This is a genomic window from Delftia sp. NA_296.1 (genome assembly GCF_052692095.1).
In genome coordinates, this window is sequence record NZ_JBQZGF010000003.1 from 41,204 (window position 1) to 56,256 (window position 15,053).

Below are 15,053 nucleotides of genomic sequence, written 5' to 3' on the forward strand. Positions count from 1 at the left end.
AGACAGACAGACAGACCATTTTTCATTGATTGCGCAGCGGCTTGGGACAACGGTCCTGAAGTACGCTGGCACCACCCATTTTTGCCTTGAAGGAATTCTCCGATGTTTGAAACCTCTATCGCCGGCAGCCTGCCCAAGCCAGCCTGGCTGGCCGAAACCAACAAGCTCTGGCCCCAGTGGCGGGCCGAGGGCGATGCGCTTCGCCAGGCCAAGGCCGATGCAACCCTGCTGTGGATCAAGGCCCAGGAAGATGCAGGCCTGGACATCGTGTGCGACGGCGAGCAGTCGCGCCAGCACTTCGTGCATGGCTTTCTGGAGCAGGTGGAGGGCATCGACTTCGACAACAAGGTGAAGATGGGCATCCGCGACAACCGCTACGACGCGATGGTGCCGCAGGTGGTTGCCGCCCTGCGCCTGAAGGGCCGCGTGCATGCCTTCGAGGCGCAGCTGGCGCGTGCGCACACCAGGAAGAAGCTGAAGTTCACGCTGCCCGGCCCGATGACCATCGTCGATACCGTGGCGGACCGCTTCTATGGAGACAAGGTCAAGATGGCCTTCGCCTTTGCCGAGCTGCTCAACCAGGAGGCCCTGGCGCTGCAGGCCGACGGCGTGGACATCATCCAGTTCGACGAGCCCGCCTTCAATGTCTACATGAAGGACGCCGCCGATTGGGGCGTGCAGGCGTTGGAGCGCGCAGCGCAGGGCCTGACCTGCACGACGGCCGTGCATATCTGCTACGGCTACGGGATCAAGGCCAATACGGATTGGAAGAGCACGCTGGGCGAGGAATGGCGTCAGTACGAGACGGTGTTTCCCGCGCTGGCCAGGAGCCGCATCGACCAGGTGAGCTTGGAATGCATCCACTCCCATGTGCCGCCCGACCTGATGAGGCTGCTGGCCGGCAAGGACGTGATGGTCGGCGTGATCGACGTGGCCAGCGACGTGGTGGAGACACCCGAAGAAGTGGCGGACACCATCGGCCGGGCGCTGGAGTTCGTGCCGAAGGAGCGGCTGTTCCCCTGCACGAACTGCGGCCTGGCGCCCATGGGGCGGGACGTGGCATGGCGCAAGCTGAAGGCGCTGGCAGAAGGCACGAAGCTGGCAAAGGAGCGGCTCGCCAAGGCCTGATGCCCTGCGTGGCCACGCGCAGGGGAAGATGCCAGGGGTGCCAGGGGTGCCAGGGGTGCCAGGGGTTCATGGTTTGCCCTGTATCGGATTCAGGCAACTGTCTGAAGTCAAGACACTGAATCTGTTCAATAGTCGGGCACTCGCTGCCCGTGCTCTGCCCGCGCCCGCCATTGCGCCTGCTTGGCCCGCCTGGGCCTGCCTGGCACAAAGCATGCATGGTCCCTCCCCACAAAAGCAGCGGGCGCCAGCCCAGCCGCCAACCCAAGGAGACAAACCATGCAACGCCGCCCCTTCCTGCATTCCGCCCTCGCACTCTCCGCCATGGCCACCGTGGCCGCTGCGGCTCCTGCCGCCATGGCCCAGCAGGGCGAGATCCGCATTGCCCACGTCTACAGCAAGACCGGCGCGCTGGAGGCCTATGGCAAGCAGACCCAGGCCGGGTTGCTGATGGGGCTGGAGTACGCCACGGGCGGCAGCATGGCGGTGAATGGCAAAAAGCTGGTGGTGATCGAGAAGGACGACCAGGGCAAGCCCGACCTGGGCAAGAGCCTGCTGGCCACGGCGTATTCCGATGACAAGGCCGATCTGGCCGTGGGGCCCACGTCGTCCGGCGTGGCGCTGGCTATGCTGCCGGTGGCCGAGGAGTACAAGAAGATTTTGCTGGTGGAGCCGGCCGTGGCCGATTCGATCACGGGCGACAAGTGGAACAAGTACATCTTCCGCACGGGCCGCAATTCCAGCCAGGACGCCATCAGCAATGCGGTGGCCATCGACAAGGCGGGCGTGACGATTGCCACGCTGGCCCAGGACAACGCCTTCGGCCGCGACGGGGTGAAGGCCTTCAAGGACGCCATCAAGAAGGGCAAGCTGGCGCATGAGGAGTACCTGCCTGCCGCCACCACGGATTTCACGGCAGGAGCGCAGCGGCTGATCGACAAGCTCAAGGACCAGCCGGGCAGGAAGATCATCTGGATCGTGTGGGCCGGGGCGGGCAATCCGTTCAAGATCGCGGACATGGATCTCAAGCGCTACGGGATCGAGATCGCCACGGGCGGCAACATCCTGCCCGCCATGGCGGCCTACAAGAATCTGCCGGGCATGGAGGGTGCCACGTACTACTACTACGGCATTCCCAAGAACCCGGTGAACGAGGCGCTGGTGTCCATGCACTACAAGCAGTACAAGACGCCGCCGGATTTCTTCACGGCGGGCGGTTTCTCAGCGGCCATGGCCATCGTGACGGCGCTCAAGAAGACAGGTGGAGACACCAAGACCAACGGTCTGATCAAGGCCATGGAGGGCATGAGCTTCGACACGCCCAAAGGCCAGATGACCTTCCGCAAGGAAGACCACCAGGCCCTGCAGAGCATGTACCACTTCAAGATCCGCGTGGACCCGGCGCGGGCCTGGGGCGTGCCCGAGCTGGTGCGCGAGATCAAGCCCGAGGAGATGCAGGTTCCCATCCGCAACGGCCGCTGAGCAATGTTGCGCACAGAGGATCTCACCATCCGCTTCGGGGGCCATGTGGCCGTCAACGGCGTGAGCTGCGCTTTCGAGCCGGGCACGCTGACGGCCATCGTGGGGCCTAACGGGGCGGGCAAGACCACGTATTTCAACCTGATCTCGGGGCAGCTCAAGGCCACTGCCGGGCGCGTGCTGCTGGGCGGGTGCGAGCTGACGGGGCTGGCCCCTTCGGCGCGCACGCGGGCCGGGCTGGGGCGGGCGTTCCAGCTCACCAATCTGTTCCCGCACCTGAGCGTGCTGGAGAACGTGCGCCTGGCCGTGCAGGCGCGCGACGAGGGGCCGCACCGGCGCGGCCTGAACCTGTGGAGCATCTGGAGCGACCACCGCGCGCTCACGCAGCGAGCGCTGCACATCCTCGACCAGGTGGCCCTGTCCGCCCGGCGCGACGAGGCCGTGGCCGCGCTGCCGCATGGCGACCAGCGCAAGCTGGAGGTGGCCTTGCTGATGGCGCTGGAACCCCAGGTCTATATGTTCGACGAGCCCACGGCGGGCATGAGCCATGACGAGGCGCCGGTGATCCTGGACCTGATACGCAAGCTCAAGCAGGACCGCAGCAAGATCATCCTGCTGGTGGAGCACAAGATGGATGTGGTGCGCGAGCTGGCCGACCGCATCATCGTGCTGACCAATGGCACGCTGGTGGCCGATGGGCCGCCGGCCGAGGTGATTGCCTCGCCTGTGGTGCAGCAGGCCTACCTGGGTGTGATGCCGGAGCAGGGCGCCGTGACGGAGGCCGCATGAGCGCTGCCGCCAACCTCAACCCAAACCCCAACCTGCTCGAACTGTCGGGCGTGCACACGCATATCGGGGCCTATCACATCCTGCATGGCGTGGACCTGGCCGTGCCGCGCGGTCAGCTGACCATGCTGCTGGGGCGCAATGGCGCGGGCAAGACGACCACGCTGCGCACCATCATGGGTCTGTGGCGGGCCAGCCAGGGGCGCATCGCCTTTGGCGGGGCCGACATCACGGCCCTGCCCACGCCGGCGATCGCGCGGCTGAACATTGCCTATGTGCCCGAGAACATGGGCATCTTCGCGGACCTGACGGTGCAGGAAAACCTGCTGCTGGCCGCGCGCGGCGCCTCGCGCGCCGACCGCATGGACGCGCAGCGGCTGCAGTGGATCTTCGGCATGTTCCCGGCCGTGGAGAAGTTCTGGAACCACCCGGCCGGCAAGCTGTCGGGCGGGCAAAAGCAGATGGTGGCGGTGGCGCGCGCCATCGTGGAGCCGCGTGATCTGCTGATCGTGGACGAGCCCAGCAAGGGCCTGGCACCGGCCATCATCGAGAACATGATCGCGGCCTTCGCCCAGCTCAAGGCGGGCGGCACGACGATTGTGCTGGTGGAGCAGAACCTGGGCTTTGCGCGCCGCCTGGGCGACCGCGTGGCGGTGATGGACAACGGCCGCGTGGTGCATGCGGGCGGCATGGCCGAGTTCTCGGCAGACGCGGCGTTGCAGCAGTCGCTGCTGGGGCTTTCGCTATGAACAAGCTGAACAGGCTGGATGTGGATTTCAAGCCGTTGCTGCTGGTGCCCGTGCTGGCCCTGGTGGCGCTGCCGCTGGTGGGCTCGGCCTCGACCTGGCTGACGCTGACGGTGGCGGGGCTGGCCATGGGGATGATCGTGTTCATCATCGCCTCGGGGCTGACGCTGGTGTTCGGGCTGATGGATGTGCTGAACTTCGGCCACGGCGTGTTCATCGCGCTGGGTGCCTTCGTGGCTACCAGCGTGCTGGGTGCCATGGGCGACTGGACGGGGTCCGAGCAGCTGTGGCGCAACCTGCTGGCCGTGCTGCCGGCCATGGTGGTGGCCATGCTGGTGGCGGGCGCCATCGGGCTGGCGTTCGAGCGCTTCATCGTGCGGCCCGTGTACGGCCAGCATCTCAAGCAGATCCTGATCACCATGGGCGGCATGATCATCGGCGAGGAGCTGATCAAGCTCATCTGGGGCCCGCAGCAGATTCCGCTGCCGCTGCCCCAAGGCATGAAGGGCGCCTGGCTGCTGGGCGATGCCGCCGTGGAGAAGTACCGCGTGGTGGCCGTGCTGGTGGGGCTGGCGGTGTTTGCCCTGCTGGCCTGGACGCTGTCGCGCACCAAGATCGGCCTGCTGATCCGCGCAGGCGTGCAGGACCGCGAGATGGTGGAGGCCCTGGGCTACCGCGTGCGCCGCCTGTTCGTGGGCGTGTTCGTGGCGGGCTCGGCCCTGGCCGGGCTGGGCGGGGTGATGTGGGGCATGTACCAGCAGAGCGTGGTGCCTCAGATGGGGGCGCAGGTGAATGTGCTGATCTTCATCGTGATCATCATCGGCGGGCTGGGCAGCACGGGCGGGGCGCTGATCGGCGCGCTGCTGGTGGGGCTGATGGCCAACTACACGGGGTTCCTGGTGCCCAAGGTGGCGCTGTTTTCCAACATTGCGTTGATGGTGGCCATCCTCTTGTGGCGGCCTCAGGGCGTCTATCCCGTAGCGAACCGCTGAAGGAGTGATCGACATGCTCAACCGATTGCTTTCCGGCGACCTGCCGCGCAGCCGCGTGCTGGCGGTGCTGCTGCTGTTGATCTTCCTGGGGCTGGCGGCGGCGCCCTTCGTGTTCCCTGGCGTGAAGGCGCTGAACGTGGCGGCCAAGGTGCTGATCTTCGTGGTGCTGGTGGCCAGCTTCGATCTGCTGCTGGGCTACACCGGCATCGTGAGCTTTGCGCACACCATGTTCTTCGGCATTGGCGCCTATGGCGTGGCGATTGCATCGTCGCGCATGGGCGCGGGCTGGGGTGCGCTGGCGCTGGGCCTGGGCGCGGCGCTGCTGGTGTCGCTGCTGCTGTCGCTGGCCATCGGCCTGTTCTCGCTGCGGGTGCGGGCCATCTTCTTTGCCATGATCACGCTGGCCGTGGCGGCGGCGTTCCAGACGCTGGCCTCCCAACTGTCGGAATGGACGGGCGGGGAGGACGGCTTGAGCTTCAAGTTGCCCGAGTGGCTGTCGCCCAGCTTCGAGCCCTTCGAGAACGAGGTGCTGGGCGTGCTGATCGACGGGCGCATCATCACCTACTACCTGCTGTTCGTGCTGGCTGTGGTGCTGGTGCTGGCGCTGCTGCGCATCGTCAATTCCCCGTTCGGCCGCGTGCTGCAGGCCATCCGCGAGAACGAGTTCCGTGCCGAGGCCATCGGCTACCGCGTGGTGGTGTACCGCACGCTGTCCAGCGTGCTGTCGGCCCTGTTCGCATGCGTGGCCGGGGCCATGCTGGCGCTGTGGCTGCGTTATAACGGGCCAGATACCTCGCTGTCGTTCGAGATCATGATGGACTGCCTGCTGATCGTGGTGATCGGCGGCATGGGCACCATCTATGGCGCGGCGATCGGCTCGGTGCTGTTCCTCATCGCCCAGAGCTATCTGCAGGACCTGCTGCGCGTGGCCAGCGAGGCCGCGCACAGCCTGCCCTGGCTGGCCGCGCTGCTGTCGCCCGACCGCTGGCTGCTGTGGCTGGGCGTGCTGTTCGTGTTGTCGGTCTACTATTTCCCCACGGGCGTCGTGGGGCGTCTGCGTTCTTCCCGCGCCGGAGCCTGACCAGGGCCCCTGGCGCATTCGTGCATCAGAGAACTACCACAAGGAGATGGGCATGTTGAAGCGTGAAGAGATGGTGTCGTCGATTCCTGCAACCCCCTGGCGCTGGGCCTTCACGGCGCTGGCGGCGGCCGCGCTTGCGGCCTGCGGCAGCGGCGAGCATGAACCCAGCAACGATCTGCCCAAGGGCTTTACCGAGCTGGGCGCCACGGTGTATCCGGCCACGGCCACCGGCACGGGCGCCACGGCGGCCACGCAGGACTTGCTGACGGGCGGCCTGGGCAAGACGGGCCTGGGCGCCGCAGCCGCGCCCCTGTATGCGGACCCTGCCAATCCCACGGCGGCGGAGCTGCGGCGCAATGCGCTGTACTCCAACTACCGTGGCATCCTGGACCCCACGGCGGGCGGCGGCTACGGCACGCTGTACGGCCCCAACATCACGGCCGATGGGCAAGTGACTGCGGGCGAAGGGCTGATCCCCGGGCGCGAGTACCTGGCCGTGCTGGACGACGGCACGGGCCGCAAGCAGACCATGGTGGCCGTGCAGGTGCCGGACAGTTTTGACCGCAACCGGCCCTGCATCGTGCTGGGCCCGTCCTCTGGCTCGCGCGGCGTGTATGGCGCCATCGGCACGGCGGGCGAGTGGGGCCTGAAGAAGGGCTGCGCCGTGGCGCTGACCGATGCGGGCAAGGGCGTGGGCCTGCACAACCTGAGCGACGACACCGTCAATAAGCTGGACGGCACGCGCGCCACGCGCACGGACGCGGGCAGCCTGTCCTTCTTTGCCGCACGGCTGACCGATGCGGCGCGCGCCGCCTACAACGCGGCGTTTCCCAACCGCATTGCCATCAAGCACGCGCATTCCCAGCAGAACCCTGAAAAGGACTGGGGCAACGACACGCTGGCCGCGGCCCGCTATGCGCTGTACGTGCTCAATGCCCGCTATGGCACCACGCAGGACCCCGTGCCCTTCGGCAAGGACAACACGCTGGTGCTGGCGGGCTCGGCTTCCAACGGCGGCGCGGCCGTGCTGCGTGCGGCCGAGCTGGATGCGGACGGCCTGATCGACGGCGTGGTGGCCTCCGAACCCGTGACCGAGATGCCCACGCGCCAGGGCTACACCATTGCCGTGGGCAATGCGACCATGCCCAACCCGGGCCGCACGCTGGCCGAGTACACCACCTACGGCAACATCTACCAGCCCTGCGCGGCGCTGGCGCCCGATGCGGCGCTGACCGAGACATCCATCTTCAACTACATAGGCCTCACCGCCATGACGGCGCGGGCCGAGGCACGCTGCACCAGCCTGGCCGCCAAGGGCCTGGTCATTGGCAGCACCACGGCCGACCGCGCCGCCAATGCGCTGAGCAAGCTGCGCCTGTACGGCTGGACGCGCGACCATGACGCCATGCACAACGCCCACTACGCGCTGGGCAACGGCCCCATCCTGTCGGCCATGTACACCATGGCCTATGGCCGGTTTGGCGTGGATGCCAACCTGTGCCGCACCAGCTTTGCGGCCGCCAATGCCACGGGCGACGTGGTGCCCGCCACGGGGGCTGCGCTGGCCCAGAGCTTTGCCACGGCCAATGGCACGGCCAACGGCACGCCCGCCACGGTGGTCTACAACGACTCGGTGGGCGGGGCCAAGGCCTGGCAGTTTGCCGTGTCGCCCTCCACGCGCGTGGCCGACCTGGGCCTGGACAACGCGCTGTGCCAGCACGCGCTGGTGACGGGCTTCGATCCGGTGACCGGCTTCAATCTCTCCGAAAGCAGCGTGCCCACGCGTGCCCAGAGCGACGCCGTGCGCGCCGGCATCAACGAGGTGCTGCACACCGCCAAGCTGCGCGGCAAGCCCACCATCATCGTGGCGGGCCGCAGCGATGCGCTGGTGCCGGTCAACCACAATGCGCGCGCCTACACGGTGCTCAACCGGGGGCTGGACGGCAGCAACACGCGGCTGCGCTATATCGAGGTGGTGAATGCCCAGCACTTCGATGCCTTCCTGCCGTTCTCCGGCTTCGACACGCGCTTCGTGCCGCTGCATCCGTACTTCAACCAGGCCATGGATGCCGTGTGGGCCAACCTGCGCAGCAGCACCGCGCTGCCCGCCAGCCAGGTGGTGCGCACCACGCCGCGCGGCGGCCAGCCGGGCGCGGCGCCCGCCATCACGGCGGCCCAGGTGCCGCCCTTCGTGGCGCGGCCCAGCACGGCCAACACCATCGAGGTCAGCGACGGGCTGATCCGCATTCCTGAGTGAGCCAGGCCCTGGAGCGGCCGGCTGCCCCACGGTGGCCGGCGGCTCCTGCACAGCAAAGATTTCTCCCATGGCTTCCAAAGCATCTTCCTCATCCGCGCCCGTACCCGCTTCCTGCTACACGCAATGCGCGGGCTACGAGATCCACTACATGGACTGGCAGCCCGCGCCCGATGTGTCGCCAGCGGGCACCGTCGTCGCCTGGCACGGGCTGGCACGTACGGGGCGTGACATGGATGCACTGGCCCAGTTCCTGGCAGGCCAGGGCTGGCGCGTGATCTGCCCCGACACGCCGGGCCGGGGCCTGAGCCAGTGGAGCCGCGCGCCGCGCGAGGAATACCGGCTGGGCTTCTACGCCCGCATTGCGCGCGGGCTGTTCGATGCGCTGGGGCTGGAGCGCGCGCATTGGGTGGGCACGTCCATGGGCGGGGCGATCGGCACGGTCTGCGCCTCGGGCCTGTTCGAGCCGTCGCTGCGCGCACGCATTGCGACGCTGGTGCTCAATGACAATGCGCCGCAGCTGGCCGAGTCGGCGCTGGCGCGCATCAAGGCCTATGCGGGCGAGCCGCCGGCCTTCGACACCGTGGGCGAGCTGGAGGCCTTCTTTCGCCAGGCCTACCGGCCCTACGGCTGGCTCAGCGACTCCGAGTGGCGCAAGCTCACCGAGACCAGCGTGCGCCGCCTGCCCGATGGGCGCGTCACGCCGCACTACGACCCGGCCATGATCGAGCAGTTCACGGCCCATGACGACGACTACGGCATCTGGCCGCACTACGACGCGCTGCAGATTCCCGTGCTGCTGCTGCGGGGCGTGGACTCGGACCTGGTGCTGCCCGAGGTGGCCCGGGAAATGACCACGCGCGGCCCCGGCGCGCGCGGCCTGCTGCACTGGCAGGAGGTGCCCGGCTGCGGCCATGCGCCGGCGCTGAACGTGCCCGCGCACTGGCAATGGGTGCTGGAGCATCTGCAGCGCGGCTGAGCATCAACCCGGGCCGGGCGCGGATGTTGCTGCCGCGCTAGCATTTGCGATGGGTGCAGCCTCGCCTTCTTTTCGGGCGCGGGCACCGTCTGGGCAAGAGAGGCCTGACATGGGTTTTCTGGTGGAGCTGATCCGCGAGTACGGCTTCGGCATCGTCTTTCTCAATGTGTTCGTCGAGCAGCTGGGTGCGCCGATTCCGGCCTACCCGGTGCTGGTCGTGACCGGCGCGCTGGAAGGCGCCGACTGGGTGCGCCTGCTGTGGCTGGTGGCCGTGGCCGTGAGCGCGGCGCTGATTGCCGACCTGTTCTGGTACCAGGCCGGCAAGGCCTACGGCCACCGGGTGCTGGGCCGCATCTGCCGCATCTCGCTGTCGCCCGATGCCTGCATCCGCCAGACCGAGACCGTCTACGGCCGCTGGGGCGCAAGGTCGCTGCTGGTGGCCAAGTTCGTGCCGGGCTTCGCCTCCATCGCCAGCGCGCTGGCTGGCGTGATGGGCACACCGCTGCGCAGCTTCGTGCTGTATGACGGGCTGGGCGCGCTGATCTGGGTGGGCTCGGCCGTGTACCTGGGCTCGCTGTTCAGCTCCACGGTGGAAGACCTGCTGGGCGTGCTCACGGCGCTGGGCCAGTGGGGCCTGTTGCTGCTGGGCGTGGCGCTGGGGCTGTTCATCGTGCGCAAGTGGTGGCAGCGCCATCGCATGGTGCGCTCATTGCGCATGCCGCGCATGTCGGTGCGCGAACTGGCGGGCCTGCATGCCCAGGGCATGGAGCCCACGGTGATCGATGTGCGCGCCCTGCCGCAGTACCGCCAGGGCCATATCCCCGGCGCCCAGTCCTGGGAACTGCGCCCGCGCGATGGCGGCGAGTCGCATGCGCACCTGCTGCCCCAGCACGACCATCCCCACGGGCTGGTGATCTACTGCGACTGCCCCAACGAGATATCCGCCGCCCGCCTGGCGCGCCAGCTGCAGCGCGCCGGCTTTGCCAACGTGCGCCCGCTGGTGGGCGGCCTCAAGGCCTGGCAGGCGGCTGGCTTCGACGTGGAAACCGCGCCGCTGCCCGTGACGGCCAGTGCGGACGAGGGGCCGGCGCCCAGCGTGCCCTGACCTTGACCTTGGCCTTGCCTTGACCTATTTGCCCGCCGGCATCGAGCAGTGCCCGCCTTGCGTTGCCTTGCCCGAGCCGGCCGCGATCAGCGGCGCCTCGAAGCGCAGGTCCACGGGCGGCGAGTGCAGGTAGTCCCAGGCCAGGAAGAGGACGAGCACGGCCCAGGAGACCGCGCGCAGGGTGTTTTGCTGTGTCATGGCGGGTCCTCTCAGAAATTGAAGTGGCGGCGGATGCGCAGGCCGAAGATGGTGCCGGCAAAGGCCAGCGGCACCCAGATCCAGCCGTGGATGCTGCCCGTGGAGATGCCCGAGAGCATGGCGCCCACGTTGCAGCCGAAGGCCAGGCGCGAGCTGTAGCCCAGCACCAGGCCGGCCACCAGGGCCACCATCCATTGCGTGCCCGTGAGCGGCTTGGCATTGACGGGCTTGGCGGCAGCCACCCACAGGGCGCCGCCCAGGATGCCGATGTTGGTGATGCTGGTCACGTCCAGCAGCACGGTCTCGTGCAGGCGCGCGGCGTTGCCGGGCTGGCTCCAGAACCAGTTGCCGGCCAGGTCCACGGCGCCTGTGGCGTTGGCGATCTTGGCGGCCCACAGGCCGAAGCCGTAGACCACGCCCCAGGGCTGGCCCGCAATGACGAGGTTGAGCGTGGCCAGCACGGCCAGCAGCACCGCGCCCACCACCCACTTGCGCACGAACAGCGGCTTGGCCGGGCGCTTGAGCGCCACATTGGCGCCACGCACATACCAGGCCACGCCCAGCGCAACCACGGCCAGCGCCGCCAGCGTGGCCAGCAGGGCAGGGGCCCAGCCCCAGGCCGTGACTAGGCCCACGGGCTGGGTGTTGCCCAGGTCCAGCCACCAGCCCAGGTGCAGGCTGCCCAGGAAGCTGCCGATGGCAAACACGGGCAGGATGGCCGCATTCATGGGAATGCCCATGCCGGCCTTGTACAGCGTGCCGCTGCCGCAGCCGTCTGCAATCTGCATGCACAGGCCGAAGACGAAGGCGCCCACCAGCAGGCTTATGCTGGGCGGGCCCAGGGCGGCCGTGAGTTCGGGATAGTGGCCCAGCAGCGGCATGGCCAGCGCGGCGGCCAGCGCCAGCAGCAGCAACTGGCCGAAGACGCCGCTGGCGTCCTTGTCCTCGATCAGCATGCGCCAGCCCGTGGTGAAGCCGAAGCGCTTGCCGGCCAGCACCCCGCCCAGGCCCAGGCCCACGGCGAACAGCGCGGCCTGGCGCACCGAGACGCTCCACAGCAGCCAGCCAAAGAAAACGGCCAGGATGGCCGCAAGAGGAAGTCGTTTCATATGATTTTTCTCCATGCAGTCGCCCTCCCCCGCGAAGCGGGTAGAGAGGCGCCGTGCCACGGCGGGAAGGCGCGCAAGCGCCTCAGGGGGTGTTTATTTGAACTTTTTTTCCCACCACTGCTTGGCGTCGTAGGCCAGGGATTCGGCGCGGCCGGGCTGGTTGGCCATGGGCGGCGCATCGGCCTGCTGCGTCCAGTCCACCATGGAGCCCGCATACAGCTTGACGCCCGGCAGGCCCGCGACTTCGGACAGGCCGAACCAGTCGGTGGCTGCCCAGTGGCCGGTGTTGCAGAAGGCCACCATGTCCTGGCCCTGCTCGCGCTTGACCTTGGCCGCGATCTGCTTGGCCGTGGCCGTATCGACAAAGGTGGAGGTGCCGGGCACGAACCACTGGTTGAAGTCCAGCTGCTGCGCGCCGGGCAGGGTGCCCGAGATTTTGGCGGCAGGCGCGCGCGTCTTGCCCTGGTAGAAGGCGTCGGGGCGCGAGTCCACCAGGGCCGCGTTGCTGAGCTTGACGTGCTGGCCCACGTCCTCGCGCGTGGCGATCAGGCTGGTGTCGAGCTGGGGCTGGTAGCTGCTGCGGGCCACTTTGACGGCCTCGTTGTCCTGCGGGAGCTTTTGCTCGTTCCAGGCCTTCATGCCGCCGTTGAGCACGGACAGCTCCTTGAGGCCCAGCAGCTTGAGCGTCCAGTACACGCGCGCTGCCGCGCCGAAGTCGGTGGCGTCCGCGCCCGACGAGACAACGATGGCGTGGGTGGCGGGCGTCAGCCCCAGGGACTGCACGAGTTCGGTGAGCTTGGGCAGCTCCGGCAGTTCGCCGGGATTGGTGGCGGGGCCGCGCCATTTGCCGTAGGGGGCGTTGAGCGCGCCTGGGATATGGCGCTCGCCATAGGCCTTGGGGTCGCGGATGTCGATGATGCGCACGGCGTCCTGGCCGGCGGCGGCCTGCACGCCGGCAGGGGTGAGCAGGGGTTCGGCGGCGTGGGCCGTGCCGAAGGCGGTGCAGGCGAGGCCCAGCGCCAGCAGCGGGGCCGCCAGGCGCAGAGCGGGGGAAAAGGTCTTGGTCATGATGGCTGGGGCCGGTCATGGAAGACCGGCGGAACAAGCAACTGGAGTGCAATTGTCCCGCTTGCAGCATCTATATACAAAGACGCTTATGCATTCTGCTCATGAGGCAGGGTTATATGGCGCAGTGCAGAAGATGCAGAACGGCCTCAGCGCTGTGCGCCCACGGCCTTGGCGCGCTCCAGGCTGGCGTCGAGTTCGGCCTGCGGCGCCTTCTGCGTGGGCCAGCCCTGCATATGCTGCTGGGCGATGCGGCTCAGCGCCGTGATCCAGGGCGCGCTGTCGTTGAGGCAGGCAATGAACTCGAACTGCTCGCCACCGGCATGCATGAAGGCCTCGCGCGCTTCCTGGCTGATTTCCTCCAGCGTTTCCAGGCAGTCGCTGGTGAATCCGGGGCAGACCACGTCCACGCGCTTGGTGCCGCTGCGTGCCAGCTCGATCAGCGAGGGCTCGGTATAGGGCTCCAGCCATTTGGCCTTGCCAAAGCGCGACTGGAAGGTCACCAGGTATTGCGAGGGCGACAGGCCCAGGCGCTCAGCCAGCAGGCGCGCGGTCTTGCGCGATTCGCAGTGGTAGGGGTCGCCCAGGTGCAGCGTGCGCTCGGGCACGCCATGAAAGCTCATGACCAGTTTCTCGCCACGGCCGTTGCTGCGCCAGTGGGCCTCGATGCGCTGGGCCAGCGCGTCGATGTAGGAAGCGTCGTCGTGGTAGCGGTTGACGAAGCGCAGCTCGGGAATATGGCGCTGGGTGCGGGCCCAGTCATAGACCGCGTCGAACACGCTGGCCGTGGTCGTGCCCGAGTACTGCGGGTACAGCGGCAGGATGAGGATGCGCGTGGCGCCTTCGGCCTTGAGGGCATCGAGCACGCTGGGGATGGACGGGTTGCCGTAGCGCATGGCATGGCGCACCAGCACGTTGTGCCCGGCCTCGCCCAGCCAGCCGCGCAGCAGCAGGGCCTGGCGCGCGCTCCAGTGCTGCAGGGGGGAGCCGTCCTTCTCATGCCAGACGGTGGCGTACTTGGCCGCCGACTTGGCCGGCCGCGTGCGCAGGATGATGCCGTGCAGGATGGGCAGCCAGGCAATCCTGGGGATCTCGACCACGCGGTCGTCGCCCAGGAACTGCGCCAGGTAGCGGCGCACGGCCGGAGCCGTGGGCGCATCGGGCGTTCCAAGGTTGCACAGCAGCACGGCGGTGCGCTGGGGTTGGTCGTGGCGGAATGGAGGTTCTGGCGCGAAGCGGGAAGGCATGGGCCGATTGTGGCAGGACGGAGCCGCCTGCCACGCGAGTCGGATGACCCGGCTGCTGCCGGCAACGGCTGCCTTCGCTATGCTCGAACCATGTCCCAAGCCACCATCGCCCCCCTCGCCGAATCCTCTCTTGACCCTGCATTGGCCGCCTTGCAGCAGCTGCGCCGCAGCGGCCGCATCCGCGCCATTTCCATCGACCTGGACGACACGCTGTGGCCCGTATGGCCAGCCATCTCGCGCGCCGAACAGGTACTGCTGGACTGGCTGCACGCCCATGCGCCCACCACGGCCGCAGCGCTGCGCGACGTGGCCACCCTGCGCGCCATCCGCGTGCAGATCGAGCGTGACCGCCCGGACCTTGCCCACGACCTGAGCGGCCTGCGCCGCGAGTCCATCCGCCTGGCGCTGCAGCGCAATGGCGACGATGGCGGCCTGGCGGAAACGGCCTTCGATATCTTCTTTGCCGAGCGCCAGCGCGTGGACCTGTACGAGGACGCGCTGCCCGCCCTGCAGTTCCTGGCCGCGCGCTGGCCCGTGGTGGCGCTGAGCAACGGCAACGCCAGCGTGCACGTGGTGGGCATTGGCGAGCATTTCCATGCCGCGCTGAGCGCGACCAAGGCCGGCATGGCCAAGCCGGATGTGCGCTTTTTCCACGCGGCAGCGGCGGCGGCAGGCGTGGCGCCTGACGAGGTGCTGCACATTGGCGACGACGCGCGGCTCGATGCGCTGGGCGCCATGGATGCGGGTATGCACGCAGTCTGGCTCAACCGCACGGGCGTAGCATGGCCTCACGAGGGGTCCACGCCCCACGTCACGGTGGCCAGCCTTGCGCAGTTGTGCCAGGGGCTGGCTGACAGCTGACCCTGCCTGCCCGCGAAGCCGCGCCA

Annotated in this window: 14 protein-coding genes; 10 read left to right on the forward strand and 4 right to left on the reverse strand. The window is 68.1% G+C overall.

Annotated elements, in window-relative coordinates:
- The first annotated feature begins 102 nt into the window (after nucleotides 1-102).
- From ACUTR7_RS07980 to ACUTR7_RS08020, 9 genes are all read left to right on the forward strand, one after another.
- On the forward strand, nucleotides 103-1,128 hold the full coding sequence (locus tag ACUTR7_RS07980) for a methionine synthase (protein WP_013803331.1): 1,026 nt from the start codon (nucleotides 103-105) through the stop codon (nucleotides 1,126-1,128).
- A 276-nt stretch (nucleotides 1,129-1,404) separates the two neighbouring features.
- A complete protein-coding gene (locus ACUTR7_RS07985) occupies nucleotides 1,405-2,607 on the forward strand; it encodes a substrate-binding domain-containing protein (RefSeq protein ID WP_445608541.1) in 1,203 nt (400 codons plus the stop codon).
- Between the two features lie 3 nt (nucleotides 2,608-2,610).
- Nucleotides 2,611-3,393, forward strand: coding sequence for an ABC transporter ATP-binding protein (locus ACUTR7_RS07990; protein ID WP_445608542.1), 783 nt, complete (start codon nucleotides 2,611-2,613; stop codon nucleotides 3,391-3,393).
- Nucleotides 3,390-4,139 carry a branched-chain amino acid ABC transporter ATP-binding protein gene (locus tag ACUTR7_RS07995; protein WP_016454051.1) on the forward strand — a complete coding sequence of 250 codons (750 nt, stop codon included), beginning with the start codon at nucleotides 3,390-3,392 and terminating at the stop codon, nucleotides 4,137-4,139. Before ACUTR7_RS07990 ends, ACUTR7_RS07995 begins: the two co-directional genes overlap by 4 nt.
- Entirely contained in the window at nucleotides 4,136-5,128 is a 993-nt protein-coding gene (locus tag ACUTR7_RS08000; RefSeq protein WP_034391650.1) for a branched-chain amino acid ABC transporter permease, read from the forward strand. Before ACUTR7_RS07995 ends, ACUTR7_RS08000 begins: the two co-directional genes overlap by 4 nt.
- A gap of 13 nt (nucleotides 5,129-5,141) precedes the next feature.
- Nucleotides 5,142-6,209 carry a branched-chain amino acid ABC transporter permease gene (locus ACUTR7_RS08005; protein WP_013803326.1) on the forward strand — a complete coding sequence of 356 codons (1,068 nt, stop codon included), beginning with the start codon at nucleotides 5,142-5,144 and terminating at the stop codon, nucleotides 6,207-6,209.
- A gap of 52 nt (nucleotides 6,210-6,261) precedes the next feature.
- On the forward strand, nucleotides 6,262-8,466 hold the full coding sequence (locus ACUTR7_RS08010; protein WP_043823846.1) for a 3-hydroxybutyrate oligomer hydrolase family protein: 2,205 nt from the start codon (nucleotides 6,262-6,264) through the stop codon (nucleotides 8,464-8,466).
- A 67-nt stretch (nucleotides 8,467-8,533) separates the two neighbouring features.
- Nucleotides 8,534-9,442, forward strand: coding sequence for an alpha/beta fold hydrolase (locus tag ACUTR7_RS08015; RefSeq protein WP_445608543.1), 909 nt, complete (start codon nucleotides 8,534-8,536; stop codon nucleotides 9,440-9,442).
- Nucleotides 9,443-9,551: 109 nt separating this feature from the next.
- Nucleotides 9,552-10,547: a rhodanese-like domain-containing protein gene (locus ACUTR7_RS08020; protein ID WP_012204475.1), complete on the forward strand. Its 996-nt coding sequence runs from the start codon at nucleotides 9,552-9,554 to the stop codon at nucleotides 10,545-10,547.
- Between the two features lie 24 nt (nucleotides 10,548-10,571).
- On the opposite strand, the gene ACUTR7_RS08025 is transcribed toward ACUTR7_RS08020, so the two are convergent.
- The 4 genes from ACUTR7_RS08025 to hemH all read right to left on the reverse strand — a co-directional run bounded on the left by ACUTR7_RS08025 (nucleotide 10,572) and on the right by hemH (nucleotide 14,166).
- Nucleotides 10,572-10,745 (reverse strand): hypothetical protein, encoded by a 174-nt coding sequence (locus tag ACUTR7_RS08025; RefSeq protein ID WP_445608544.1) that lies wholly within the window; start codon nucleotides 10,743-10,745, stop codon nucleotides 10,572-10,574.
- 11 nt (nucleotides 10,746-10,756) lie between these two features.
- A complete protein-coding gene (locus ACUTR7_RS08030; RefSeq protein WP_043796407.1) occupies nucleotides 10,757-11,854 on the reverse strand; it encodes a YeeE/YedE thiosulfate transporter family protein in 1,098 nt (365 codons plus the stop codon).
- A gap of 93 nt (nucleotides 11,855-11,947) precedes the next feature.
- On the reverse strand, nucleotides 11,948-12,922 hold the full coding sequence (locus tag ACUTR7_RS08035; RefSeq protein ID WP_445608545.1) for a sulfurtransferase: 975 nt from the start codon (nucleotides 12,920-12,922) through the stop codon (nucleotides 11,948-11,950).
- A gap of 146 nt (nucleotides 12,923-13,068) precedes the next feature.
- Complete coding sequence (gene hemH / locus ACUTR7_RS08040; protein WP_071954862.1) at nucleotides 13,069-14,166, reverse strand: ferrochelatase; 1,098 nt, start codon at nucleotides 14,164-14,166, stop codon at nucleotides 13,069-13,071.
- Between the two features lie 90 nt (nucleotides 14,167-14,256).
- Here hemH and ACUTR7_RS08045 point away from each other — a divergent pair, with 90 nt between their 5' ends.
- Nucleotides 14,257-15,027 (forward strand): HAD family hydrolase, encoded by a 771-nt coding sequence (locus ACUTR7_RS08045; protein ID WP_013803318.1) that lies wholly within the window; start codon nucleotides 14,257-14,259, stop codon nucleotides 15,025-15,027.
- Nucleotides 15,028-15,053 lie beyond the last annotated feature (26 nt).